This window comes from Bacillota bacterium (assembly GCA_012842395.1).
Lineage (GTDB): Bacteria > Bacillota > SHA-98 > UBA4971 > UBA4971 > UBA6256.
The window spans coordinates 128,985-152,429 of the sequence record DUSX01000004.1; the positions used below are offsets into that span (position 1 = coordinate 128,985).

The window sequence follows — 23,445 nt, forward strand, 5'->3', positions numbered from 1 at the left end:
CCTGCGGCTTGCCCGGCGGAGAGACGGCAGCACTAACCATCGAGCCTAAGACACCCCCTCAACAGGCCGCGCGAGGATGCGCGGGGCAACCCTGAGTTCGGGACAAACCCCGCACTTCACGCACCTCCCGAGCCGGCAATCGGGGGTTGCGACGCCCTCAGCCGCTCTCTTGGACTCCGACACGAGGTACTCTTTTGTCACACCTGCGGTGAGATGATCCCACGGCAACACGTCGTCGTATGCCCAATGCGTGTTCGCGTAAAACCTCGGGTCCACACAAGACCTCGCGAAGGCCTCCTGCCACTTCTCGAAACGGAGTTCCTCGTGCCAAGCGTCAAACCTGCACCCGAGCGCGACCGCCTCCTCAAGGACAGGTGCGAGCCGCCTGTCACCTCTTGAGAACACGGCCTCTAGGAAACTCGCCCTGACGTCGTGCCACGCAAGCTTGAGACCTTTCCCACGAAGGTGCCGCTTGAGGTAAGCCTGCTTCGCCTCAAGCTCCTCCATTGGACACTGAGGGTGCCACTGAAACGGCGTGTGGGCTTTCGGGACAAATGATGACACGCTCACGGTAACCTGGGGCGAGCGCGCTGCGCCCGCACGCCTGAGCTCCTCCCTGCCGCACGCCAAGACCTCCTTGGCAAGATCGACGATGCCCGCCAGGTCCTCATCGGTCTCAGTCGGCAACCCAATCATGAAATAGAGCTTCAGGTTTTGCCACCCTGCCGCGAAGGCTGCCCTTGCCGCATCAATCAGGTCATCGCGGGTCACGCCCTTGTTTATAACGTCCCTGAGCCTCTGCGTCCCCGCCTCGGGAGCGAAAGTCAGCCCGCTCTTCCTTCCTCTCTCCACCTCCTTTGCGAGATCGACGGAAAACGAATCAACCCGAAGCGACGGGAGCGAAACTGCAACGCCCGACCCGGAATAGCGTTCCAGGAGACTTGACACAAGCTCGCGAATGCGCGAGTAATCCGCGCTGGAGAGCGACATCAGCGATATCTCCTCGTAGCCCGTGTTCGTGACGAGTCGCCCCGCGAGCTCGCAAAGGTCGTCGAGGTCTCTCTCCCTCACAGGCCGGTACACCATGCCCGCTTGGCAGAACCTGCACCCGTGGGTGCACCCACGAAAGACTTCGAGCATGATGCGGTCGTGGATCACCTCGGCGAAAGGCACGACGAACTTGTCCGGAAACGGCACGGCGCCGAGGTCTTTCACGACTCTCTTCCGCACGGGGTAGGCTGCGGCCGGGCTCGTCGGGACTATCCTCGCGATCTTGCCGTCCGCCCGGTACTCAACGTCGTAGAGAGAAGGCACGTAAACGCCGGGAACCCGCGCGAGGGCTTCCAAAGTTGCCCGCCTCGAAAGCCCCTCTCTCTTGCTGCGCTTGTACTCGTCGACGATCTCGCCCACGGCCTCCTCGCCCTCCCCGAGCAGGACGGCGTCGAAAAACGGCGCCACAGGCTCAGGGTTGTACGCGCACGGGCCTCCGGCGATAACGAGGGGATCTCGCTCCCCCCTGGCGCTTGCACGGGCCGGAATTCCCGCGAGGTCCAGCATCGCAAGGACATTAGTGTACGATAGCTCGTACTGCAGGCTAAAGCCTACGATGTCGAACTCACTGGCGGGCACATGCGACTCGAGGGAGTACAACGGAACGCCCCTGGCCTTCATCGCGGCGTGCATGTCCACCCACGGCATGAACGCTCTCTCGCAAGCGGTGTCGTCCCGTTGGTTCAGTATATAGTAGAGGATCTTGAGGCCCAGGTGGGACATGCCAACCTCATACGTGTCGGGAAAAGCCAACAAAACCCTGACGGCCACGTCGTCGAGGCGTTTATGCACGGCATTCCACTCACCGTCCACGTAACGGATGGGCCTTTCCACCTCTGAGAGGATCTCGTCCAACAGCTCCGAGTTTATCTGCATGAATCGCCCCACCGAGCATATGTTGTCGCATCAGCCATGGTATTCGCGCGTCCCGGCGCCCGAAACCACCGAGCCACCGCGCCCTTCGAACACATTCTATCAGATTCCACCGGCCTGCGCTACGGAAACGTCCGCGTGTTGGTTTTCATCGTGCGATGGTGGCCGCAAGCGCGTCGGGCCCATGCTCGCTCATGGCTTTGAGGACGTCCAGCTCGCACGCGAGCGTGCGGATGACGAGCTCCGTGTCAAACACCAGCACGACGTTGAGCTTCCCAGGCACGAAATGTCGCACGACGTCCTTGAGACAGGCTTTTTCATGAACCGCGAGCAGGTTCACGGACATCGTGCCAGCCGCCAGGAACTCCCGCTTCTTTCTAAGAGTGTCCCTCACCCTCACCCATGATACGGCCCGAGCCTCGCGCGAAGCCGCGAACACCAGAAAGCCTCCGAGCACTGGCAAGAGCACGTTGCAGTGACCCGCATACGCCATGATCCCTCCTGCCATGAGAATGCAAAGTCCCAGGACGCGTCCGACGGCCGACGCGAGCCGAGACGCTCCCACCGTGCCGAGGGTGGGGACCAGGGCCGCACGCAGGATACGGCCCCCGTCCAGCGGGATGCCGGGAAGAAGGTTGAAGAGCCCGATGGCGATGTTGGTTTCCACCAAGAACCGTGCCAGCGAGCTCGACACGAAGCCGCTCCGTTCAAGGACGGCGGCGAGGTACGCGAAGGCGAAGTTGTGGGCCGGTCCGCATACCGCGATGATCGCCTCGCGTGCGGGGCTTGCCACGAGAGGCTCCGAAAACGAGGCGACGCCGCCGAACGGCAGGAGTTCGACCCGCTCGGTGCGGATGCCGAAGCATGCCGCGGCAGCAACGTGTGCGAGTTCGTGCAGGAGGACGACCCAGAACACGAGCAGGGTTTCGCGAAGCAAGCCGACCGAAGCGTAAGCGAGCAGAAAAAGGAGGAAGAACGGGCTCACCCGGAACTCGATCCCGCAAACGCGAGCGATCCTCACAACCTCTCCCGCCTGCCCCCCTCAAGGTAGGCAAAGGGATCAACGGGCTTCCCACCCGCCGATACCTCGAAATGTAGATGGGGTCCGGTGGAGAGGCCAGTGCTCCCGACCTCAGCGATCTTCTGCCCGGCGCGCACCGTATCCCCAGGCTTCACAAGCACGCGTGAACAGTGCGCGTATAGGGTCGTAAGCCCGCCTCCATGGTCGAGCTCGACGATCCTGCCGTATGTGCCGCATGGCCCGGCACGGAGGACCCTCCCGGCGGCCGCGGCCCGGACCGGTGTGCCCATGGGAGCCGCGATGTCCACGCCCTTGTGGAAGAGGCGCCGCTTATATATCGGGTGAACCCTGTACCCGAACCCATAGGTCACTTGCCCGTTGACCGGCGCCACGAGCTTCCCGGCGCTCGCGAGGGCGCGCGCGGAGGAGGCAGTGGATGAGCTCGAACCGGCGGCCGCGGTCCGTGAGGCGGCTGCCTTCTGATCCGGCTCCGCAGCGCCAAGCCCCCTCGTACTGGCCGGCTGGGAGGGTCCGGGTCCACTCGGGTCCTCGTGCGATGCAACGGGCTCAAGAGCGACCCGGCCTGCGGAGACGGAGAAGGCTCGAGCCGCGGTGGGCCCCCGGCTCGCCACTTGATCGTCTATTCCGGCCTCGTGCGGGGTTATGTTCCCTGCCCCGGGGCTGAGCGGCCCGGTCGCCCCAGGCCTGTTATTAGCGGGAACAGACGGTGCGGGAGGAGATGAAGCAGCAGGGTCCGCAGTCCCAGAGCGCTCGGCAGGGTCGTCTGCACCTCCCCCTGGGGGCTCGTGCGTCCCGGCCGTCGTCCCCTTCAGGTGGCTGGCGGAGTTGTCGCCTGCTTCTTCGCCCTCGCGCAAAACCTGCCAAGACCATGGATTCCAAGAGAGAAGCCCCGAAGCTGCGTCCCGAAGGGCCCTCCCGATTTCCGACAGGCTCGTGCTCCGCGTCAAGAGAGCCTCGACGTACGGCCGCACGGCGGTCGCGAGCGTGAGATTGCTCCTGGTGATCCCGAGAACGAGGGCGAAGATCAGGAGCGAGATCACGGCGTTCCGGGCGATCCTAGAAGGCATCGCGCTCCTCCTCTCAGGGAAAGCCCCATTCCGCCACGCTAAGAGTATATTGTGGTGGGCTGTGCTCTATGCACCAAGGCCGGGACGGCCGCGTCGACGCACGTCCGCGGGCGCGAGCCTCGAGGCACGGGCCCCCGCGCGGCGCACGCGTGCAGTCCGCGGCCGCAAAAGCCGGACCGCCGCGCGGGACCACGCGACAGGATCTGAATGTAGCGCCATAAACCTTCGTCCTCTTTCTTGAGGGCGCTGGGGTTGCCGGTGGTTGCACGACGGGGCGTCGAGAATTCGGCTGTCTTACGCGCCGAATTCGAACGAGGCGCGCTGCAAGCGCGCCGTCCCCGGAGGGCAACACCGGCAAACCTGAGCAGGCCCCCTCCGCCCAAAAGCGGCGCCAAATTCTGGCGACATGCTTGGGGCCCGCCGCGCCAAGCCCTGTCTCTCTGTCTCTCTGAGACGGTCTCGCTAGTCATCGCGGAGAAGAGTCAGAAGAGGATCTTCTGGCGCCTCATGTGGATATCGAGGACCAGGCCGATAGCGATGAGGTTTGCGAGAAGCGCACTCCCGCCGTAGCTGAGGAAAGGCAGAGGGATGCCGGTCACCGGCATGAGGCTCACGGTCATTCCGACGTTGACCAACACGTGAAAGAGAAGCATCGCGGCGACACCGGTCGCAACCAGCTGCCCGAACGCGTCCTTCGCGCAGGCCGCTGCGTTCAAGCAGCGCCATAGCACTATACCGTACAGGGCGAGCACAGCGATGGCTCCTACGAAGCCGAGTTCCTCTCCGATGACGGAGAAAATGAAGTCGGTGTGGTGTGCAGGGAGGAAGTTGAGCTGGGCCTGCGTTCCGTGGAAGAGCCCTTTCCCGAAGAACCTCCCCGACCCGATGGCGATGGTCGACTGTATGACGTTATACCCAGTGCCTGTCGGGTCCTTGTACGGATTCAGAAATGCCAGCAGACGCGCCCGCTGGTAACCCTTGAGGAGGAAGAAGAATACCAAGGGGGATGCAACCGCGCCGGCGCCCACCACAGCGAGCAGGTCCTTTCCGCGAGCGCCCGCCACGTAGACCATGGCGAAGGTTATTCCGCAGAACACCAGGGCCGTTCCCAGGTCGTTCTGGAGGAGGACCAGGGCCGCGGGGACAGCCGCGTGCAGGAACGCGAAAGCAAGCCCGCGCGGCGTAGCTATGTCGCGGGCCTCAGAAAGGTGGTTCGCGAGGGTCAAGATCAGTGCCACCTTGGCGAGCTCGGAAGGCTGTAGCGCAACAGGTCCTATTCTGAACCAGCTCTGCGCGCCGGAGATCCTATGCCCCATCGCAAGGACGAGCGCGAGCATACCCACGTTGCCAAGATACAGTACCCGGTGCGCTCTCTGGGCGAGCCTGTAGTCGGTGGTCAGGATCACGGCGCAAAGAAGCACCCCGAGGGCAAAGGCGGCGACCTGCTTCTTGACAAAGTACAACGGATCCTGCGGGGACCAGGAACCTATACCGCCGCGCGTCGCGCTGAACACGATGACGAACCCGACTAGGCAGAGCGCCAGCACCGCAAGGATCAGCGCGTAGTCGAGATTCCGCAGTAGACGCTTCTCAAGGAGCACAGGCGCGCCCTCACCTTCTGTTTTTCCCTCGGCGGGTCGGCTCGTTTCCGCGCCTGATTCCGATCACAGGGACGCTCGCTACCAACGCAAGTCTCTTGTCGGACGAGTCGAACCTGAGGTTCATCCCTGCCTCGTCTATCTCGACGTACTTCGAGACAGCCTTCGCAAGGTCCAAGCGGAGACCCTCGAACACCTGCGGGGAGACGTCGACGCGGTCGCACGCGAGCGCAAGCTTGAGCCGCTCCTTAGCGAGGCTCTTGCTCCCCAGCCCGCCCGGCTTCGACTTGCGGCCCAGGATCCGTGACACGAACTCGAACACGACGCGCTCCCTCCCCCGGCCTTACCTGCTCACACCGATCCCGATGATGCGCTTGAGTCTCGACCACAGGCCTCCTGCGTCCAGGGACATGAACGGGACGTTCTCCCCATCGATCCTTGCGGCTATACGCCTGAACGCCTCACCAGCTCGGGAGGCTCCGTCGAGCACCACGGGCTCGCCCTTGTTAGTGGACGTTATCACGCTCTCGTCATCCGGGACCACTCCCAGAAGGTCGATGGCAAGGATGTCTATGACATCCTCCACATTCAGCATCTCTCCGCGTTTCACCATTTCAGGCCGAAGCCGATTCACCACGAGCCTCGGCCTTCCCACGCCCTGCGCTTCGAGCAGCCCCACGATGCGGTCTGCATCCCTCACCGCGGACACCTCCGGCGTGGTCACGATGACGGCCTCGTCTGCGCCTGCAGTCGCATTCTTGAATCCTCTCTCTATCCCGGCGGGACAGTCGACCACAACGTAGTCGAATTCCTGGGCGAGGTTCCTAGTGAGCTGCCTCATCTGCTCAGGCTGAACCGCTTCCTTGTCCCTGGATTGGGCAGCGGGCATCAAGAACAGCGTCTGTAGACGCTTGTCCCTTATGAGGGCTTGCCGCAAGCGGCACTTGCCCTCGATGACATGAACGATGTCGTATACGATCCTGTTCTCCAAGCCGAGGACAATGTCCAAGTTACGCAGCCCGATGTCGGCATCAACCAGGGCCACCTTCTTGCCGCGAGAGGCAAGGCCGCAACCGATGTTTGCGACGGCAGTCGTCTTGCCCACGCCTCCTTTGCCCGAGGTGACCACTATAACCCTTCCTTCCATCCAGGTTCCTCCTCCATCTCAGCCTTCCTCGCGGAGTAGGCCTCGATCACTATCTGCTCGTTTCTGATTCGCGCCATCTCGGGACTGCGTGGAGCCTTGCTTTCGCCGTCCGGAGGTCTCGCGATGACATCGGCGATCCGAAGTTGCGTAGGCATGAACCGCAGCGCAACCACTATTGCACTCTTGTTTTCCGGTGCTCCGGCGTGGGCCACACCGCGGAGAGCACCCATGACCACTATGTCGCCCCCGGCCACGACCTCGGCACCGGGGTTCACATCTCCCAGCACCACGATGTTCCCGCCGAACGTCGTGCGCTGGCCTGAGCGCAACGTCCCCCTGACTAAAAGCGTTCCGGCAGCTCCGCTGCCTGAGAGCTGTTCGCCCTCGACGCGGCCATGACCGTTTCCCTCGGAGTCCCCGTGCGTCCGTTCGGAAGCCGGCCCCGGCTTGGACGGCACCGGCGCCCCGGCACGCTGCGGCACCGGCGGCTCCGCCACCGTCGCGAGACCGATTCCGCCAGCCACGCGCGACACCGACATGCCGAACGATTCGACTATGTTCACCAGCTCGCGCACGTCGTCATCGGAGAGCGCGAGCTCGCCGATGTCCAGAACCGCGCGGGTCGCCCCGGCGAAAAAGCTTGACGTTTTCTCGAGCTTGGCCGCGAGCTTCCCTTTCAGGCGCTGAAAGTCTTCGTCGTGGGGCAGGATTATGCACAGGCCCCGTTTCGTCCCCTTGAATATCACATCCTCGGTTTTCATGGGCAGCCGCGCACGCCTCCTCCATGGCCCTTTGGGATTGCAAGCGATCTCACCATACTTTCACCAGAGGAAAACGCAATTCCTGCCCGTCACCGTTGAAAAACTCCCGACTTGGCGGCGGCCGCATGCTCATTCGGCGGGGCCTCCGGCCTCTCCCGCAGCCGCACCACCGCCCGGGGTACTCGACGTCGCGTCCGCGGAGCGGTCGAGGCCGAAGTACGCCTCCATCACCTTTCTCGCGACAGGCGCGGCCGCCAACGACCCCCCCGTCCCGTGTTCCACCAAGACCACCACAACGATCTCCGGGTTATCTATGGGCGCGAACCCCGCGAACCACCCATGGCTCGCCCCAGATGGGTTCTGGGCGGTGCCGGTCTTCCCAGCGGTCGGTATCGGGAATCCCTTGAAAGCCGCAGCCGCCGTGCCCTCCGTAACGACCTTCGCGAGACCCTGTTTGAGGATATCAAGGGACTCTTGAGATACGTTCACAGTCGAAGCTACCTCGGGCGTAAACTCCCGGATGACCTTACCGTCCGGGGCAAGGATGGCCCTGGCCACCATGGGAACGTGCATAACCCCGTTCGCGGCCACGGTCGCGTACGCGTTCGCGAGTTGAAGAGGCGTAACGAGGAGGGCGCCCTGCCCTATCGCAACATCGAGGGTCTCAGTGGGATACCACATCTGGTCGTACCCTTTGAAATTCATGCGCTTCCATGCGCGGTCGGGCACCAGGCCCGACGCGTCGCCCGGAAAGAGGTCTATGCCGGTCGGCCGCCCAAAGCCGAACACCCTCGCGTACATGGCCAGGTCGTCGATGCCGACGCGCCGCCCCAGCTCGTAGAAAACGATGTTGCATGAGTTGGCAATGCCGGCGAGCAAGTCCTCCTTCCCGTGGCCTCTGCCGTGCTCCACGGTCCAGCATGCTTTCCCCGATTGAGGATCTCGGCCGGTGCATACGAACGTATCATCCAACGTGACCTTGTGCCGTTCGAGGGCGGCGATGGCGGTTATGATCTTGAAGGCCGACCCGGGAGGATACGTGTGGCTCGTGACCCGGTTCGGCTGGGGGCTAGGCGTCGAAGAGAGGAAGGCCAGTTCTTCCTTGGACAGCTCACCCACGAACATATTGGGATCAAACGAGGGCTTGCTAACCATGGCCAGTATCTCGCCGGTTCTCGGGTCCATCGCGACGACCGCGCCGGCCTTGGCCTCACTGGTTTTCGGCGACTTCGATAGCTCGTCCAGCTCCTCGGAGAGGGCTCGCTCGGCCGCGGCCTGAACCCTCTGGTCGATGGTGAGTACCACGTCATCTCCAGGCACGGGGGCCAGGCTTCCGAGGACCTTGATGGGCTGAGAGAGGCTGTTGACTTCAACCTGCTCGCCGCCGTCCACTCCGCGGAGGTATTCCTCGAAGGTCCTCTCGACTCCGACTTTCCCTATCAGATCGCCGGGCCGGTAACCTTTGTCTTTGTATGTTTTCAGCTCGGATGAATCGATCTCCCTTATGAAGCCTATGAGGTGGCTGGCGAAGTCCCCGTACACGTACCTGCGCACAGGGATCTCCTCGATGACCACCCCGGGAAGGTCGGTGCGTTGTTCGCCTATCGCCGTGACGACGGAAGGGTCCACATCCGTCTTTAGCCTAACGGGATCAAACGGACGTCTCGGCGCGGCAAGTTTTTCCTTGATGCTCTCCGGCGACATGCCGAGGACTGGGGCGAGCCGTGCGATGGTATTGTCCATGTCTGTCACGTCCTGTGGGACTATGGACACAGAAAACGCCATGCGGCTCGTTGCAAGGGGAACACCGTTCCGGTCCAGGATCTTGCCTCTCGGCGCGGGAACCGGGATCACTCGCACCCTGTTGCCCTGAGACAACGCCTCGTAGGTTTCGCCGCGCATGATCTGAAGGTGCCACAGGCGTGCAGCCAGTATCACAAGCACCACCAGGGCGACGAGACCGAGGTGTTTCAACCTATTCTGTACCGGGGACTCGGGCACGATCTCACACCGCCCTTCCGGTTCGCTCCAGCCGACCGCACACGACGCAAAGACTACGGCTCTTAGCCCGTGCGGCCCTTAGCCCGAGTCAGCCTCCGCGCGTAGCGGCCTGGACGCCCAACCAAGCCGCTGCCTCAGCGCATCCTTGGGAACTGGGATTGCTGCTGGCTCCACCAGGCTCCATCCGCCGCGCAGTCCGGCGGCCGGCCCGCGAACTCCGCGCGCGAAGCCCGATGACTACCCACCGTCTAGACGGCTTGGCGCCGCTCAGAGGCTCGTCTCGCGGACAAATCCAGCCACGTAACGAGCTTCGGGAACACCGGCGCGAGTACGGCGGAGTAAACCGCCTGCGCCAGCACCATTCGCGAGCTCCCCAGGGAGAATCCTAGCGGCACACCAAAGGACGACAGGAGAAAGCTCTCCATCAGCCCGGTGGCGACGGCCCCCAGGAAAACCATGGCGACCGGCACAACGATGCGGTCATGGAACACCTTTGCGTACGAGAGCCCGGCTCCCATTCCGACGACCGCGCGCACCAGCATGAAAAGCCCGAGGGACTGCCCCGAACACGCATCCTCAACGAAACCGACCACAAGGCCCACGACCGCTGCGTCTTTCCAGCCGAGCAGCATGCCCACGATCACTACGAACGCACAAACCAAGTCAGGCCTCGCACCCTGGACCGCCACAAAGGGACTTACCGTTATCTCCAGGACGACGAGGAGAACGCCTGCGCAGATCAGCAAGAAAAGCCTCATTTGCGCGCTGCCCCCTCGGTCGACCGCATCTGGTTTTGAGCGTCCGTCTCATCAGGGGCTTCGGGGGGCTCCGGAGCGCGGGTTATGACCAGGACCTCTTCGAGACGGGCAAAGTCAACGGCAGGTTTAAGATACGCCTCGGTCCCGACCCCGTACTTGCCTGGCACCAGCTCCACGATATTCCCGATTACCAATCCCTTCGGGTAGATACCCCCCAGACCCGACGAGAGGACCCTGTCCCCGACTTGCAGGTCGAAATCCTGAGTGAGAGGCTTGACACGGCAAAGACCTGGTCTGCCTGGATCCCCTTCCACCAAGACGAACGTCCTCGTGCGCTGCACCACGCCACCCACCGCGCTCCGGGGGTCAAGGATGAGAAGCACCGTCGCTGTGTGCGCCGAAGCCGACAACACCCTTCCCACGAGCCCCTCCATTGTCGCGACGGCCATGTTCTTCTTAACGCCCTGGCTCGTCCCCTTGTTGATCGTCACCGTGTCAAGCCAGTTGCTTGGGTCTCTGCCCACGATCTGTGCGGCGCTGGTCGGATACTCCAGCGTCGCCTGGAAGCCCAGGAGCTTCCGGAGACGGGCATTCTCAAGCCTGTACTCCTCGAGCCGCGCGTTCTCAGCCATGAGCCGCGATATCTCAAGGTAGAGCCTATCGTTCTCACGGACCAAGTGCTGCAGGTTGGCAACGGTGCGAATCGCGCCGCTTATCCCGCTGGCTACCTGGAAAAAGACTCTCGCCAGAGGCGTGAGCATCTCGCGCGCGGCACTTTCAGGCGGCGACAGCGCCTCTCTCTCGCCCGAGGTGACGAAAAGAAGAGCCACAAGGAGAAGCAGTATCGCGGCCATCATCAACCCGTAGCGCTTGCCCCCGGGATTCTGCTGCACGGGCGAGTCACTCCTGCCGGCCATAGTCAGACTCTCTCGCCGACCCTCGACGAACTCGTAAGCATCCGGTGATAGCGTTCCATCTCCTCGAGGGCCTTGCCCGCCCCTCTCACGACGCACGTGAGAGGCTCATCCGCACGGTGCACAGGCATGTTCGTGGACTCAGCGATGACCCGGTCGATCCCCTCTAGGAGCGAGCCTCCCCCCGAGGCGACGATCCCTTTATCGATGATGTCCGCGGAAAGCTCAGGCGGCGTTCTCTCTAAAGTCATCTTGACGGCCTCGACGATAGCCGCGACAGGCTCGCGAAGCGCCTCCTGAACCTCGCCCGCGGTTATGCGGACGGTCTTCGGAAGCCCGGAGACCATGTCCCGCCCCTTCACCTCCAGGCCGAGGTCCGGGTCGCGGGGCCGTGCGGAACCGATTTGCTTCTTGATCTCTTCGGCAGTCCTGGTCCCGATCACTAGGTTGTAAACCTTCTTCACGTGCTGCACGATGGCCTCATCCATTTCGTCCCCCGCGATCCTAATGGACCTGGAGGCGACGATCCCGCCCAGCGATATCACGGCGATCTCCGTTGTACCTCCACCGATGTCCACCACCATGTTGCCTGACGGCTCGAACACCGGGAGGCCTGCACCGACGGCCGCAGCGAGGGGCTCCTCAATGAGGTACGCCTCGCGAGCGCCCGCCTGGAGCGCCGCATCTATCACGGCCCGCCTCTCCACCTCGGTCACGCCGGAAGGCACGCCTATCACGACTTTGGGGCGGACGAGCGCCCGGCCTCTGTGCGCCCGCACAATGAAGTGGCGGAGCATCATCTCGGTGACGTCGAAGTCAGCGATCACGCCGTCCTTGAGTGGCCGCACAACCACTATGTTCCCGGGCGTCCTGCCGACCATCCGGTTAGCGGCTGACCCAACCTCCAGAATTGCACCTGTGTCCTTGCGCATCGCCACCACGGATGGCTCCTGGATGACGACCCCTTTACCCTTAACGTAAACCAGAGAGTTGGCAGTCCCGAGATCAATGGCGAGATCTTTGGAAAAGAGGGCCAGAACGGGGTCAAGAATCACAGCTCGCATTCTCCCTTCCAGCAACACAGGCAACTGGAGCCGCGCCGGCCTCGTGCCACGACGCCGCCCCCGCGGAAGGCGCGCTGACGGACGCCATAAGGCCGAGTTCCTTGAGGCTTGAGTACCTGTTGTCTCCCACGATTATGTGGTCAAGCACGTCTATCCCGAGAATCAGACCGGAGCTTGTCAGCCTGCGTGTTATCGCGATGTCCTCGGCGCTCGGAGTCGGGTCGCCGCTTGGGTGATTATGCACCAGAATGATGCAGGCCGAGTTTCTCCTCAGGCATTCTTTGAATACCTCTCTCGGATGCACGAGGGAGCTGTCGAGACAGCCCACCGACACTGTCACGACATCCATGACCCGGTGCTTCGCATTAAGTAGTACGACTTTGAAGTGTTCTCTGTCAAGGTACCGCATCTCGCCCATGAGGAGGCCCGCCACGTCACGTGGCCCGTTCACCTGAAGGAGCTCTTCCGGCTCGAGTGTCATAATCCTCCTACCTAGCTCGACAGCGGCTTTGAGACGGACGGCCTTGGCCAGCCCGATCCCCTTGTGACCCGCCAGATCACGTGTGGATGCAGCCGCTATCCCGCGAAGCCCGCCGAATACGCGCAGAACCGTACCGGCAAGCGAGAGAGCTGTCTCGCCGCGCACTCCCGTGCTGAGGATGATGGACACAAGCTCAGCCGAAGAGAGCGCCTCGGGGCCTGCCCGAAGAAGCCGCTCCCTGGGCCGTTCCTGAAGCGGCATTTGTTTCATCGTGAAACCGCTTAGTCGGCCCGGTAAGCGATCCTGCATGCGTTGCACCCCCTGAACGCCTCCTGTGCAAGGTCCACACCTATGGTGCGGGCGAGGCCCACAAGCCGAAAGATCGGCAAGCCCACCACGTTGAAGTAACAGCCTGATATCCTCTCGACGAGAAGTGCACCCCGCCCCTGTATTGCATAGGAACCAGCCTTCCCCAGCGGCTCGCCGCTCGCGACATACCAGTCGAGGACGACCGGAGGCAGGCTTGCCATGCGCACCCGCGTGGTTTCGTGGCACGCGGCCTCGCGGCCTGTCTGGGCGTCCACCAACGCGAGCCCGCTTATCACCTGGTGCCAACGCCCTGACATGCGACGAAGCATCCTACGAGCGTCATCGGGGTCCGTTGGCTTGCCGAGGACCTCGTGGCCGAGCACGACCACGGTGTCGGCCGCGATGACGACCGCATCGCGTTCCTTGGACGCGACGTGGCGCGCCTTAGCCAGCGCGAGTGACACGACGCCCCCGGCGGGATCGCTGCAGTCGACGGCGTTCTCGGGTATGCCGCTCGGCACGACGTCGAACTCAAGCCCGATCTGCCGCAAAAGCTCAGCTCGCGCGGGTGACGCGGATGCCAGAACCAGCCTCAACCCCGCATGCCACCTCCGGGCGGCTCCTGTGCAAGTTCCAAAGCCGCACCTTCTACCGATCGTCGGGTAAGCTCAAGGTGACGGGAACCCTGGAGAGAACACGAGATGTCCATTGGCATCGACCACCATCGCAGAGATCCCGTCCAACCCCTCGAGGATCTTCGGGCCCTCCACTGGCCCTAACACAAACACCGCCGTAGACAACATGTCAGCATCAACAGACGTCGGTGCGATTATCGTGGCGCTCTCCGCACGGTCCGCAGGCATGCCCGTCTTGGGATCGAAGATGTGATGGTAACGGTGGCCGTTCTCAATGAAAAACCTCTCGTAATCCCCGGATGTCACGACGGCCCCGTCTGTTATCTCAACCACAGGGCCCACTGTATCGGTCGGGCTCGAACCCCTTGGATCCCTTATCCCGATATGCCATGGCTTCCCGTCAGGGCGAGTGCCCACCGCGACGATGTTCCCCCCTGCGTCAATGAGGGCGTGCTTGATCCCGTGTTCCCTCAGGACCGCCGCGGCCCGGTCCGCCGCGTAACCTTTGGCGATGCCGCCGAGGTCGATGGACATTCCGGGGTGTGCGAGCCTCACCGTCTTGCTAGCCGGATCAAGCTCCATGGCGCGGAAGTCCACGAGGGCGACGGCTTTTGCGAGGACGTTGCTGTCGGGCACGTGAGGGGTCTCGGTGCCGAAGCCCCAGGCGTCTACCACAGGCCCGATGGTCACGTCGAACGCGCCTCCAGAGAGCTCCGAGCATTCGCGTGATTTCTCTAGCAGCGTGAACGTTTCGTCGCTGACCTTGACGGGGTCCCCGCCCGCCGCCTCGTTTATCCTCGTAACATCGCTCGTCGGAATGAACCTGCTCGTCAGGTTCTCGATCCTACGCATCTCATCGAACGCCGCCGACACTGCGTCCTTCGCCCCCGGACCGAACGCCTGTATACTCACGTACGTGTCCATCAGGAACTGGCTATCCACGTACTCCTGCGGGTCGACCACGGCGCTCGCCGTCGCGGCCTTTCCGCTCTCGTTCGCCGCGTGCGGCGCACCTGCCTTCGGCGGCCACGGGATGACGCTAAACCTCACAAGCAGGTAGCCGACTACAGCGATAACGCCCAGGAGAAGGACGAGAAGGAGGGCCCAGAGCCGACGCCCCCTCCCCCTCCGCCTGCGCCCGTACTCCCACTTCAACTGAATTCCACCCCCCGATGGCTTTCCCTGAGACAGTGTATCACTTCTCCTAAACCCTGACAAGCAGCCGTTTGGGCTAGCCACCACGGCGGTTCCGCGCCTGTCATAGGTTCGTGAGAGATGGCAATGATAGAAGTGGATGCCTCCTCGGAACGTGAAAGAAGCAGAAACCAAGAGGAAGGAGCGTGCAAGATTTGGGCAGGAAGAAAAGCAACGACCGTCTGAGGACACTACGCCAGCTCGACCGCTTGAAATGGGAAACCGCGGAGCAACTCGGCCTCACGGACGACCTGAAGGACCCCGACAAGCTCAGCGCGGTGGAGGCCGGCAAGATTGGCGGGCAAATGGTGAAAAAGCTGGTCAAAAAAGGTGAGCGAGCTCTCGCCGAGGACAGCGCAAGAAAGGCTGAAAAAAACCTGTAACTCTCCCCGCGAGAAGAGCCCCGAAACCGCCTTCGGACACGTCAGCGGGGCTGCCGGCAGCACGCGCCGAAATCAAAGGAGAATTCCCGCGCGCGCCACGGTTCGCACCACGAAAGCGCGCCTCGCGTCCACCGGCAGCCCCCGTCTCGCCCGAAGGAATCAACCCCCAAACGTAACGCGGCGACACAAGTCGGCCTCACCCAAGCACCATTCACGCATCCGGCGACTTAACTTGCCGCGAGGCTGCCCGTGCCCGCGGTCGTGTTCCGGCTTCTCATCACGATCGACTTAGTCGGGCATTTCTCAACGCATTTGCCGCACGCGTCGCACTTTGCCGGGTCTATGACGGCCAGGTTGTTATCCATCGTGATCGCGCCATTGGGGCACGCCTTCATGCACAGCCCGCACCCGATACACCCGACTTTGCAGGTCTTGCGGACATCGGCACCGCGCGCGTACGACCTGCACAAAACGGTTACGGATTGGGACTCGGGCACAAGCTGAATGATGCCCCTGGGGCACGCCGCAACGCATCTCCCGCACGATGTGCATGCTTCCTCATCCACCACCGGGAGGCCGTCCGGCCCCATGTGGAGCGCGTCGAAGGAACAGGCAGCCACGCACGAGCCCATGCCGAGGCACCCGTACGTGCACGCCTTCGCGCCGCCGCCCACCAGCTGCGCAGCCTTGCAGTCGGCAAAGCCATCGTATACAAACCTCACCCCACACTGGCCCGTGCCCCCCTGGCACAGCACCCTAGCCACCTTGCGTTCTTTCGCCGCGCCGGCCTCAACCCCCATGATCGCTGCGACTTTCGCCGCGACGGTCGACCCTCCGACCGGGCACGCGTCCACAGGCGCCTTGCCCGCGACTATCGCAGCCGCGAGGCCACTGCACCCCGGAAAGCCACATCCGCCACAGTTGGCTCCCGGGAGCACCTCAACGATCATCTCCTGCCTGGGGTCCTGCTCCACCGCGAACTTCTTCGCAGCAAGAGCGAGCGCGAGGCCGAATATGGCCCCCATTAGCCCGAGGCCGAGGATCGCCTTGACGTAGATCATCCCTTGCTCACCCCTCGCGAAATTCTACATGACGCCGAAAAGCTCTTTCAGTCGGAAGCCCGCGAATCCCAGGAACGCGATGGACAAGAGGCCCGTCGTTATGAGGGCGATCGGGAAGCCTTTCAGCGATTCAGGGATTGGCGCGAGGTCCATACGCTCTCTTATCGCGGCGAAGAGGATTATCGCAAGCGCAAACCCTGACGCGCCCGCTATGCCGTTCACCGCCGCCTCCAGAAGATTATACTTCTCGGTTATGTTCAGAATGGTCACGCCCAGCACGGCGCAGTTGGTCGTGATAAGTGGAAGGTAGATCCCGAGAGCCTTGTAGAGGACAGGGCTCACCTTCTGGATCACCATCTCCACGAGCTGCACCAGCGCCGCGATGACGAGGATGAAAGCGATAGTCTGGAGATACGTCAGCCCCAGCGGCACGAGGATGTAGTATTGGACCATCCACGTCGCCACAGATGCCACGCCTATCACGAAGATGACCGCCATGCCCATGCCGGTCGCCGTCTCGACCTGCTTGGATACTCCTATGAACGGACATACGCCGAGAATCCTCGACAGGATGAAGTTGTTCAGCAACACCCCGCCAAAGAATATAACAAGGAATTCGCCCACGCGGTATCCCTCCCGTCACGATCATGCGTCAGGCTCGGTCTTATGCGCCTACGCGCGCGCCGCCTTCTTCCCCCGGCGACCCAGGTAATTGAGAAGGCCGATCAAGAGCCCCAGAGTGATGAAACCGCCCGGTGGGAGGATCATCATCACCGCGGCCAGGCTCCGTTCGAACACCTTGAAACCTGCGAACCCGAAGTCAGGCACCGCCAGGAGTGTGCCGGTGCCGAGGAGCTCCCTGATGGTGCTCATCCCGGTCAACGCCATGGTAAACCCGAGCCCCATGCCGAGACCATCGGCCAGCGAGTACAGGACGCCGTTCTTGGACGCGAACGCCTCGGCCCTCCCCAGGATGATACAGTTCACCACGATCAGCGGGATGAATATCCCAAGAACCTCGTGCAGCTTCGGGACGAACGCCGCCATGACAAGGTCCACTATCGTCGTGAACGACGCAATCACCACGATGTAGCAAGGGATGCGTATCCTGGACGGGATCACGTTCCTCAGCATCGAGATTATGACGTTCGACCCGACGAGCACGAACGTGGCTGCTATTCCCATGCCTATGCCGTTCGAGATGGCAACGCTCGTCGCCATCGTCGGGCACATCCCGAGCAGAATCCTGAAAGTGGGGTTCTCCTTGACAAGCCCCTTTGTAAACTCTGATTTGAAGCTCATTCACCAGACCCCCTCTCGCGAAGCAAGCTCGAACAGCCGAAGCGCCTCGTCAACGCCGCTCGCGACCGCCCGCGAGGAGATGGTCGCACCGGTGATGGCCTCCACTTGACCCCCGTCCTTCGTGACCTTCACCGGGGTCCCCGCGCGCAGCCCAACGAACCGCATCTGAAAGTCGCGGTTGGTAACGTTCGCGCCCAGCCCGGGGGTCTCCGAGTGTTTCACCACCGTGAGCCCGGTCACGACTCCATCGCGCGACACGCCGACCACGGCATCGATGGGCCCGCCGTACCCGGACGGGCTGCAAGCAAACGCAGCACCGGCCATCTCTCCGTTCTTGTAACCCACATACACTTTGGTGATCGCAGAGAACTCAGGCCTACCTCCGCGAGAAGCGGGGGGTGCCACAGCCAGGACCCTATCGGTCTCGTCCTTGAACTCGTCCGCGCCCGGCACCACGCTCGCAAGCGCCTGCTCCAGCTTCATGGCGGCCTGCGCCGCGATTCGCTCCTCCGTGATGTCATTCACGAAGGCTAGCGCTCCCGCCGCCACCGCGCATATGGCGAAGAGGATGAAACCCAGCTTCCACACGTCACGCAACTTTCCTCACCTCCCCGAACTTGCGCGGCATCGTGAGCCTGTCGATAAGAGCGGTGGCTGCGTTCATGATCAGGATCGCGTAGCACACGCCCTCTGGATAGCCACCGTAGAGCCTGATGAGCATGGTCAATACCCCACAGCCGACGCCAAAGATGATCTGACCCTTCGGGGTGACCGGGGTCGTGACGTAGTCGGTAGCCATGAAGAAGGCACCCAGCAGCAGCCCTCCGGCGAGCACGTGAAACAGTGGATCTTGGCCGAAGAGCGCCGCGAGCACCGCGACCGTGCCGATGAAGGTGAACGGGATACGCCAGCTTATATGCCCCCGCCACAGCAGGTATGCCGCGCCTACTAGTATGGCGATCGCCGACGTCTCGCCTATCGAGCCTGCAACGTTCCCCAGGAAGAGGTTCAAATACGGCGTCTTAATGCCGCCGAGCCTCCAGAGGGCAAGCGGCGTTGCAGTGGTGACCGCGTCGAAGTCGGGCACCCACGGGGCCTGGAAGATGGGCCATCTCCACCTCGTCATAAGCACGGGCCACGAAGCAAGCAGGACAGCCCGTCCGATAAGCGCGGGGTTGAAGACGTTCTGCCCGAGCCCGCCGAAGACGAACTTCCCGATAGCCATCGCGAACACAGCACCGATGGCACCGATCCATAGCGGCAAGTCGGGCGGCAGGACTAGGGCCAGTAGGAGCCCGGCCACCGCAGCACTGTAATCCCCTATCGTCAGGGGCTTCCTCATGAGCTTTTCCAGCACCGCCTCGGTCGCGACGGCCGCCGCCACACAAACAGCCATCATGCCGAGCGCCCGGAGCCCGAAAAACCACACGCCTGCCAGAGATGCAGGCATGAGAGCCAGGATAACGTCGCTCATGATGATCGGCGTAGACACGGCCGTCCGCTGGTGCGGTGAGGAAGATACTATGAGTCCGGTTCCGTCCATTGATCGATCCCTCCACAAGAGAACAGGCTTCGGGCGTGCCGCTCAGCTCGCCTGGGCCTTGCGCCTCTTTGCCATGATCTCGGACTTAGCAAGCCTGATCGCCTGAACTAAGCGCCTGCGCGACGGGCATATGAAACTGCAGCAGCCGCACTCGATGCAATCCAGTGCGTTCATACGCTCGGCATCATCAAACCTGCCAGCCTCCGCATAGCTCGCGATCCACAGCGGCATGAGCCTCATCGAGCATGCCTCGACGCACTTGCCGCATCTCACGCAAGCCATTGGTTCAACGGGCGCGGCCTCCTCCTCGTTCAGAAGCAGAACCCCGGACGTGCCCTTTGTGACAGGGATGTCCATCGTGAACTGAGCCGTGCCCATCATAGGACCACCGATAATGACTTTCGCAGGCGGGCTAGAGCACCCGCCGCACGCCTCGACGAGGTCGCTCACAAGCATCCCGACCTTGACGAGGACATTCTGGGGCTCCGCGACGCATGAACCCGCCACTGTGACCACGCGTTCCACAAGCGGCATTCCGGAAACAACGGCATCCTTCACGGCCGCGGCAGTGCCGACGTTGTTTACCACCACGCCCACGTCCACCGGCAGGCCGCCCGACGGGACCTCGCGCCCGAGGATCGCCCAGATGAGCTGCTTCTCCGCCCCTTGTGGGTATTTCACTTTGAGAGGCACGACCGAGATCCGGTCATCCCCTTTCGCTGCCTCTGAGATCGCCTCGATGGCGTCGGGCTTGTTCTCCTCGATCCCGATGTAGGCCTTCGTGACACCGGTGGCCTTGAGGAGAAGCTTCGCTCCCTCGACCACATCACCGGGCCGCTCCACCATAAGGCGATGGTCGGCTGAGAGGTATGGCTCGCACTCCGCCCCGTTCAGGATCACCGTGTCAAAACTCTTCCCAGGCGGGGGCGTAAGCTTAAAGTATGTCGGGAACGCAGCGCCTCCCAGGCCCACGATCCCAGCCTCGCGGATTATGGCCTTGATCTCGTCGGCCTTGAGGCTGTCCACATCGGCGCGTGGCTCCACATGTTCATCAAGGGTTTCTTGCCCGTCAGACTCGATCACGATGGATAGCACGTCTCGTCCGCCCGCCTGAGGATGCGGGGAAATGGCCACGACCTTGCCCGAGACGCTTGAATGAACCGGAGCTGTGAGCCGGGCGGAGCTGTCGCCGATTTTCTGTCCCACCTTGACCTCGTCACCAACCTTGACAAGGGGCTCGCAAGGCGCACCCGTGTGCTGGTGGAGGGGGATCACGACCCTAGCCGGAGGCCCAAGCCTCCTTATGGGCTTTGAGGCGGTATCCTCCTTGTGATAATGAGCGTGCACTCCTCCCCTGAAGGTTTTCGCTACCATGGCCGCCAAGCACTCCTCCTTAAGCCCCAAATCCGGGTGCAGCCTGAAACGCGCATACAAAGTCGGGCAGGCACCTTTCAGCGCCTAACCCGCATCGAAAGCATACAAATGGGGATTCCCGCCGGACGTTCAGGGCCGCACCCCAGGGCCAAACCACTTTATTCTCGACTCGCGCCGATTATCCTGCTACCGCCCGACGCTCTTTTCTTGCCGGAAACCGGGCACTTGCTCCTCTCCGCCGGTTCCCGGGACGCTGCAGGTCGGGTCATAAGCGTCCCACGCGTATGATAATACCACAACCGCGCGGGACACGCATCTTGGGAAGGCCCTCCTCGAACTGGAGACTTATGGGCGTCCTCGCCCTCAAAGGCCGCTGCCGCGCGCCCTCAAGGAGCCGTTCGCCAGAGGCTGGCGCGAATGCGTCACGATTCAACTGCACTTGCCCTGCCCGCAAACAAGGCTCTCAGCCTCTCCGGGGAAGAAGATCCTAACCTCCCGCTCGTAGCTCTCGCATGAATCCGAGGCATGCACCACGTTCTCCGGAAGGGTCCCGCCGAAGTCTCCCCTGATCGTGCCCGGGAGCGCATCCGCCGGGTTTGTTGCACCGATGATATTCCTAGCAACCTTGATCGCGTCGGTATCGCGCTCGAGAACGAGGAGCGCCGACGGCCCGCGGGTGACGTAGTCCAGCAGCCCCTCGAAAATCGGTCGGCCTGCCAGATGCTCGTAGTGGCGAGCGGCGTCCGCCCGCGCGATAGTCCTCATCTCCATCTTGACGACGCGAAATCCCCTTCTCTCGAAACGCTCGATCACCGCTCCGATGAGCCCGCGCTCCACACCATCGGGCTTCACGATTATGAACGTGCGCTCCATATGCTCGATGCCTCCTATGTGAGGGCTTGTCGGCCACCGCCGCGTCGTCGCACGCCGGTAGGTGGCCGGTGTCCCGCTCGGGGACGGCCCGCCGGGCGGCGTATTCCCACGGAACCCGCCCCGCTAGGCTGGTGACCGCGTGCTGTCCTCGCCGCGCAATCGCCGCCGGCGTCTCGCCTAGGCGATGAGCGCCTCGGCCTAGGACCTGGCCCGCCCTCATACGTCCCCATAACGACATCACGGCGGGCCCCGAGGCCGGGCCCGCCGGTCAACAACGCCAACCACTCAGGAACGCGACCGGGCGCGGTACCACCAGCCCTGAGGCCGCCTCGTGTTCCTCTAGAAAAGCCCCTTGATCTTGCCCTGATCGTCGATGTCCACGTTCTCAGCGGCTGGATGAGCCGGGAGCCCGGGCATGGTCATCATCTGGCCGCACAGAGGCACGAGGAAGCCAGCACCGGCCGAGGCGCGCACCTCGCGTACCGTCAGCTTCCATCCCCGAGGCGCGCCGCGAAGCGAGGGATCGTCAGAGAGCGAGAGCTGCGTCTTGGCCATGCAGACAGGCAGCCTGCCCAGGCCTTGCTCTTCGATGACCTTGATGTCCCGCTCGGCCGTCCCGGCGTACACCACGCCGTCGGCCCCGTATATCTCCGTCGCGAGACAGTGGATCTTCTCGCGCACCGAGAGGTCCAGATCATAGAGGAACCTAAACTGCGGCTTCTCGTGCTCGATAGCATCCAGCACAGCCTCGGCCAGCTCGATGCCGCCCTCACCGCCTCGCGCCACGACCTCGGATACCGCCGAACGGACACCGAGCTCCTCGCAGTGCTTGCGCAGGTACTCGAGCTCCTCCCGGTCATCCGCCGGGAACCTGTTGATAGCGACCACCACCGGGAGCCCGAACTTCTTCGTCACGTTCGTGACGTGCTTGTCGAGGTTTTCGCAGCCTTTCGCGAGGGCCTCCAGGTTCTTCTCGGCGAGCTTGCTCTTGGCCACGCCGCCGTGATGGTGCAGCGCGCGCACGGACGCAACGAGCACAACAACGGCGGGCCGCACGTCGGTTATGCGACATACGATGTCGAAGAACTTCTCAGCACCCAGGTCTGCCGCGAAGCCTCCCTCAGTGACCACGTAGTCAGCAAGCCGAAGTGCCGTTTCAGTGGCGAGGATGGAGTTGTTCCCGTAAGCGATGTTGGCGAACGGTCCCCCGTGAACGAACGCTGGCTGGCCCTCAAGAGTCTGTACCAAATTCGGCTTTATGGCGTCCTTCATGATCACGGCCATGGCGCCGACCGCCTTGAGGTCCGCAGCCGTGACGGGCCTCCCGTCGTACGTGTAAGCCACTATGAGCCTTCCGAATCGTTCCTTGAGGTCTGACATCGAGCGCGAGAGCCCGAGGCACGCCATGACCTCTGAGGCTACGGTGATATCGAACCCGCTCTCCATCGGAAAACCGTTGGCCTTGCCGCCGAGGCCCACCACGATGTTACGAAGTTGTCTGTCACTTATGTCCATGACCCGCCGCCACACGACTCTCCTCGGATCTATCCCGAGTTCGTTTCCCTGATGAATATGGTTGTCAACCATCGCGGCGAGCAAGTTGTGGGCGGCTCCGACGGCATGAATGTCGCCAGTGAAGTGCAGGTTGATATCCTCCATCGGCAAGACCTGAGAGTACCCGCCACCCGCAGCGCCGCCCTTGACGCCGAAGGTCGGGCCGAGCGACGGCTCGCGCAGAGCGACCATGACCTTCTTGCCGAGCTTGCCAAGGGCCTGCGTGAGGCCCACTGCCGTGCAGGTTTTCCCCTCTCCGGCGGGCGTCGCCGTTATGGCCGTTGTGTAGATGAGCTTGCCGTAGGGCCGGCCCTTGAGCCGTTCGACAGCTTCCAGGGTCACCTTGGCCTTGTATTTGCCATACAGCTCGATGTCATCCTCGGTAAGCCCCACCTTTGCCGCGATCCGTACGATCGGCTCCAGTCGTGCACTTTGAGCGATCTCTATGTCCGGAGGGATCC

General features: G+C 62.8%; 23 protein-coding genes. 1 reads left to right on the plus strand and 22 read right to left on the minus strand.

Annotated features, from left to right (window positions below; genetic code table 11):
* Window positions 1-45 precede the first annotated feature (45 nt).
* The 14 genes from GX515_02765 to GX515_02830 all read right to left on the minus strand — a co-directional run bounded on the left by GX515_02765 (window position 46) and on the right by GX515_02830 (window position 14,855).
* Window positions 46-1,926: a TIGR03960 family B12-binding radical SAM protein gene (locus GX515_02765; protein HHY31936.1), complete on the minus strand. Its 1,881-nt coding sequence runs from the start codon at window positions 1,924-1,926 to the stop codon at window positions 46-48.
* Between the two features lie 145 nt (window positions 1,927-2,071).
* Window positions 2,072-2,944, minus strand: a complete 873-nt coding sequence (locus tag GX515_02770) for a peptidase M50 (protein ID HHY31937.1) — start codon at window positions 2,942-2,944, stop codon at window positions 2,072-2,074.
* A complete protein-coding gene (locus GX515_02775; GenBank protein ID HHY31938.1) occupies window positions 2,941-4,032 on the minus strand; it encodes a M23 family metallopeptidase in 1,092 nt (363 codons plus the stop codon). The genes GX515_02770 and GX515_02775 overlap by 4 nt, the downstream gene beginning before the upstream one ends.
* 482 nt (window positions 4,033-4,514) lie before the next feature.
* The gene (gene rodA, locus GX515_02780) at window positions 4,515-5,633 is read right to left on the minus strand and encodes a rod shape-determining protein RodA (protein HHY31939.1); all 1,119 of its coding nucleotides are present in this window, start codon (window positions 5,631-5,633) and stop codon (window positions 4,515-4,517) included.
* Between the two features lie 10 nt (window positions 5,634-5,643).
* Window positions 5,644-5,952 (minus strand): cell division topological specificity factor MinE, encoded by a 309-nt coding sequence (minE, locus tag GX515_02785; protein ID HHY31940.1) that lies wholly within the window; start codon window positions 5,950-5,952, stop codon window positions 5,644-5,646.
* A gap of 21 nt (window positions 5,953-5,973) precedes the next feature.
* Window positions 5,974-6,777, minus strand: coding sequence for a septum site-determining protein MinD (minD, locus tag GX515_02790; protein HHY31941.1), 804 nt, complete (start codon window positions 6,775-6,777; stop codon window positions 5,974-5,976).
* Complete coding sequence (gene minC, locus GX515_02795; protein HHY31942.1) at window positions 6,759-7,538, minus strand: septum site-determining protein MinC; 780 nt, start codon at window positions 7,536-7,538, stop codon at window positions 6,759-6,761. The genes minD and minC overlap by 19 nt, the downstream gene beginning before the upstream one ends.
* A 129-nt stretch (window positions 7,539-7,667) precedes the next feature.
* Window positions 7,668-9,539, minus strand: coding sequence for a penicillin-binding protein 2 (mrdA, locus tag GX515_02800; GenBank protein HHY31943.1), 1,872 nt, complete (start codon window positions 9,537-9,539; stop codon window positions 7,668-7,670).
* 248 nt (window positions 9,540-9,787) lie between these two features.
* The gene (gene mreD / locus GX515_02805) at window positions 9,788-10,297 is read right to left on the minus strand and encodes a rod shape-determining protein MreD (GenBank protein HHY31944.1); all 510 of its coding nucleotides are present in this window, start codon (window positions 10,295-10,297) and stop codon (window positions 9,788-9,790) included.
* On the minus strand, window positions 10,294-11,214 hold the full coding sequence (mreC, locus tag GX515_02810; GenBank protein ID HHY31945.1) for a rod shape-determining protein MreC: 921 nt from the start codon (window positions 11,212-11,214) through the stop codon (window positions 10,294-10,296). The genes mreD and mreC overlap by 4 nt, the downstream gene beginning before the upstream one ends.
* A 2-nt stretch (window positions 11,215-11,216) precedes the next feature.
* Window positions 11,217-12,275 (minus strand): rod shape-determining protein, encoded by a 1,059-nt coding sequence (locus GX515_02815; protein ID HHY31946.1) that lies wholly within the window; start codon window positions 12,273-12,275, stop codon window positions 11,217-11,219.
* Window positions 12,256-13,026, minus strand: coding sequence for a DNA repair protein RadC (gene radC, locus GX515_02820; GenBank protein HHY31947.1), 771 nt, complete (start codon window positions 13,024-13,026; stop codon window positions 12,256-12,258). The genes GX515_02815 and radC overlap by 20 nt, the downstream gene beginning before the upstream one ends.
* A gap of 11 nt (window positions 13,027-13,037) precedes the next feature.
* Window positions 13,038-13,661 (minus strand): septum formation inhibitor Maf, encoded by a 624-nt coding sequence (locus GX515_02825; GenBank protein ID HHY31948.1) that lies wholly within the window; start codon window positions 13,659-13,661, stop codon window positions 13,038-13,040.
* A 72-nt stretch (window positions 13,662-13,733) separates the two neighbouring features.
* Window positions 13,734-14,855 carry an FAD:protein FMN transferase gene (locus GX515_02830; protein ID HHY31949.1) on the minus strand — a complete coding sequence of 374 codons (1,122 nt, stop codon included), beginning with the start codon at window positions 14,853-14,855 and terminating at the stop codon, window positions 13,734-13,736.
* A 194-nt stretch (window positions 14,856-15,049) separates the two neighbouring features.
* Between GX515_02830 and GX515_02835 the strand changes: the two genes are divergently transcribed.
* Entirely contained in the window at window positions 15,050-15,277 is a 228-nt protein-coding gene (locus GX515_02835; protein HHY31950.1) for an alpha/beta-type small acid-soluble spore protein, read from the plus strand.
* Window positions 15,278-15,504: 227 nt separating this feature from the next.
* Here GX515_02835 and GX515_02840 read toward each other — a convergent pair whose 3' ends face one another.
* From GX515_02840 to GX515_02875, 8 genes are all read right to left on the minus strand, one after another.
* Window positions 15,505-16,338 (minus strand): RnfABCDGE type electron transport complex subunit B, encoded by an 834-nt coding sequence (locus tag GX515_02840; protein ID HHY31951.1) that lies wholly within the window; start codon window positions 16,336-16,338, stop codon window positions 15,505-15,507.
* 24 nt (window positions 16,339-16,362) lie between these two features.
* Window positions 16,363-16,962: an electron transport complex subunit RsxA gene (gene rsxA, locus GX515_02845; GenBank protein HHY31952.1), complete on the minus strand. Its 600-nt coding sequence runs from the start codon at window positions 16,960-16,962 to the stop codon at window positions 16,363-16,365.
* A 48-nt stretch (window positions 16,963-17,010) separates the two neighbouring features.
* The gene (locus GX515_02850; protein HHY31953.1) at window positions 17,011-17,640 is read right to left on the minus strand and encodes an electron transport complex subunit E; all 630 of its coding nucleotides are present in this window, start codon (window positions 17,638-17,640) and stop codon (window positions 17,011-17,013) included.
* Window positions 17,641-18,237 carry an RnfABCDGE type electron transport complex subunit G gene (locus GX515_02855; protein ID HHY31954.1) on the minus strand — a complete coding sequence of 199 codons (597 nt, stop codon included), beginning with the start codon at window positions 18,235-18,237 and terminating at the stop codon, window positions 17,641-17,643.
* Window positions 18,230-19,183, minus strand: coding sequence for an RnfABCDGE type electron transport complex subunit D (locus tag GX515_02860; protein ID HHY31955.1), 954 nt, complete (start codon window positions 19,181-19,183; stop codon window positions 18,230-18,232). Before GX515_02860 ends, GX515_02855 begins: the two co-directional genes overlap by 8 nt.
* 42 nt (window positions 19,184-19,225) lie before the next feature.
* Entirely contained in the window at window positions 19,226-20,557 is a 1,332-nt protein-coding gene (gene rsxC / locus GX515_02865) for an electron transport complex subunit RsxC (protein ID HHY31956.1), read from the minus strand.
* 429 nt (window positions 20,558-20,986) lie between these two features.
* Window positions 20,987-21,430, minus strand: a complete 444-nt coding sequence (ndk, locus tag GX515_02870) for a nucleoside-diphosphate kinase (protein ID HHY31957.1) — start codon at window positions 21,428-21,430, stop codon at window positions 20,987-20,989.
* 339 nt (window positions 21,431-21,769) lie between these two features.
* A complete protein-coding gene (locus GX515_02875) occupies window positions 21,770-23,443 on the minus strand; it encodes a formate--tetrahydrofolate ligase (GenBank protein HHY31958.1) in 1,674 nt (557 codons plus the stop codon).
* Between the last annotated feature and the right edge of the window lie 2 nt (window positions 23,444-23,445).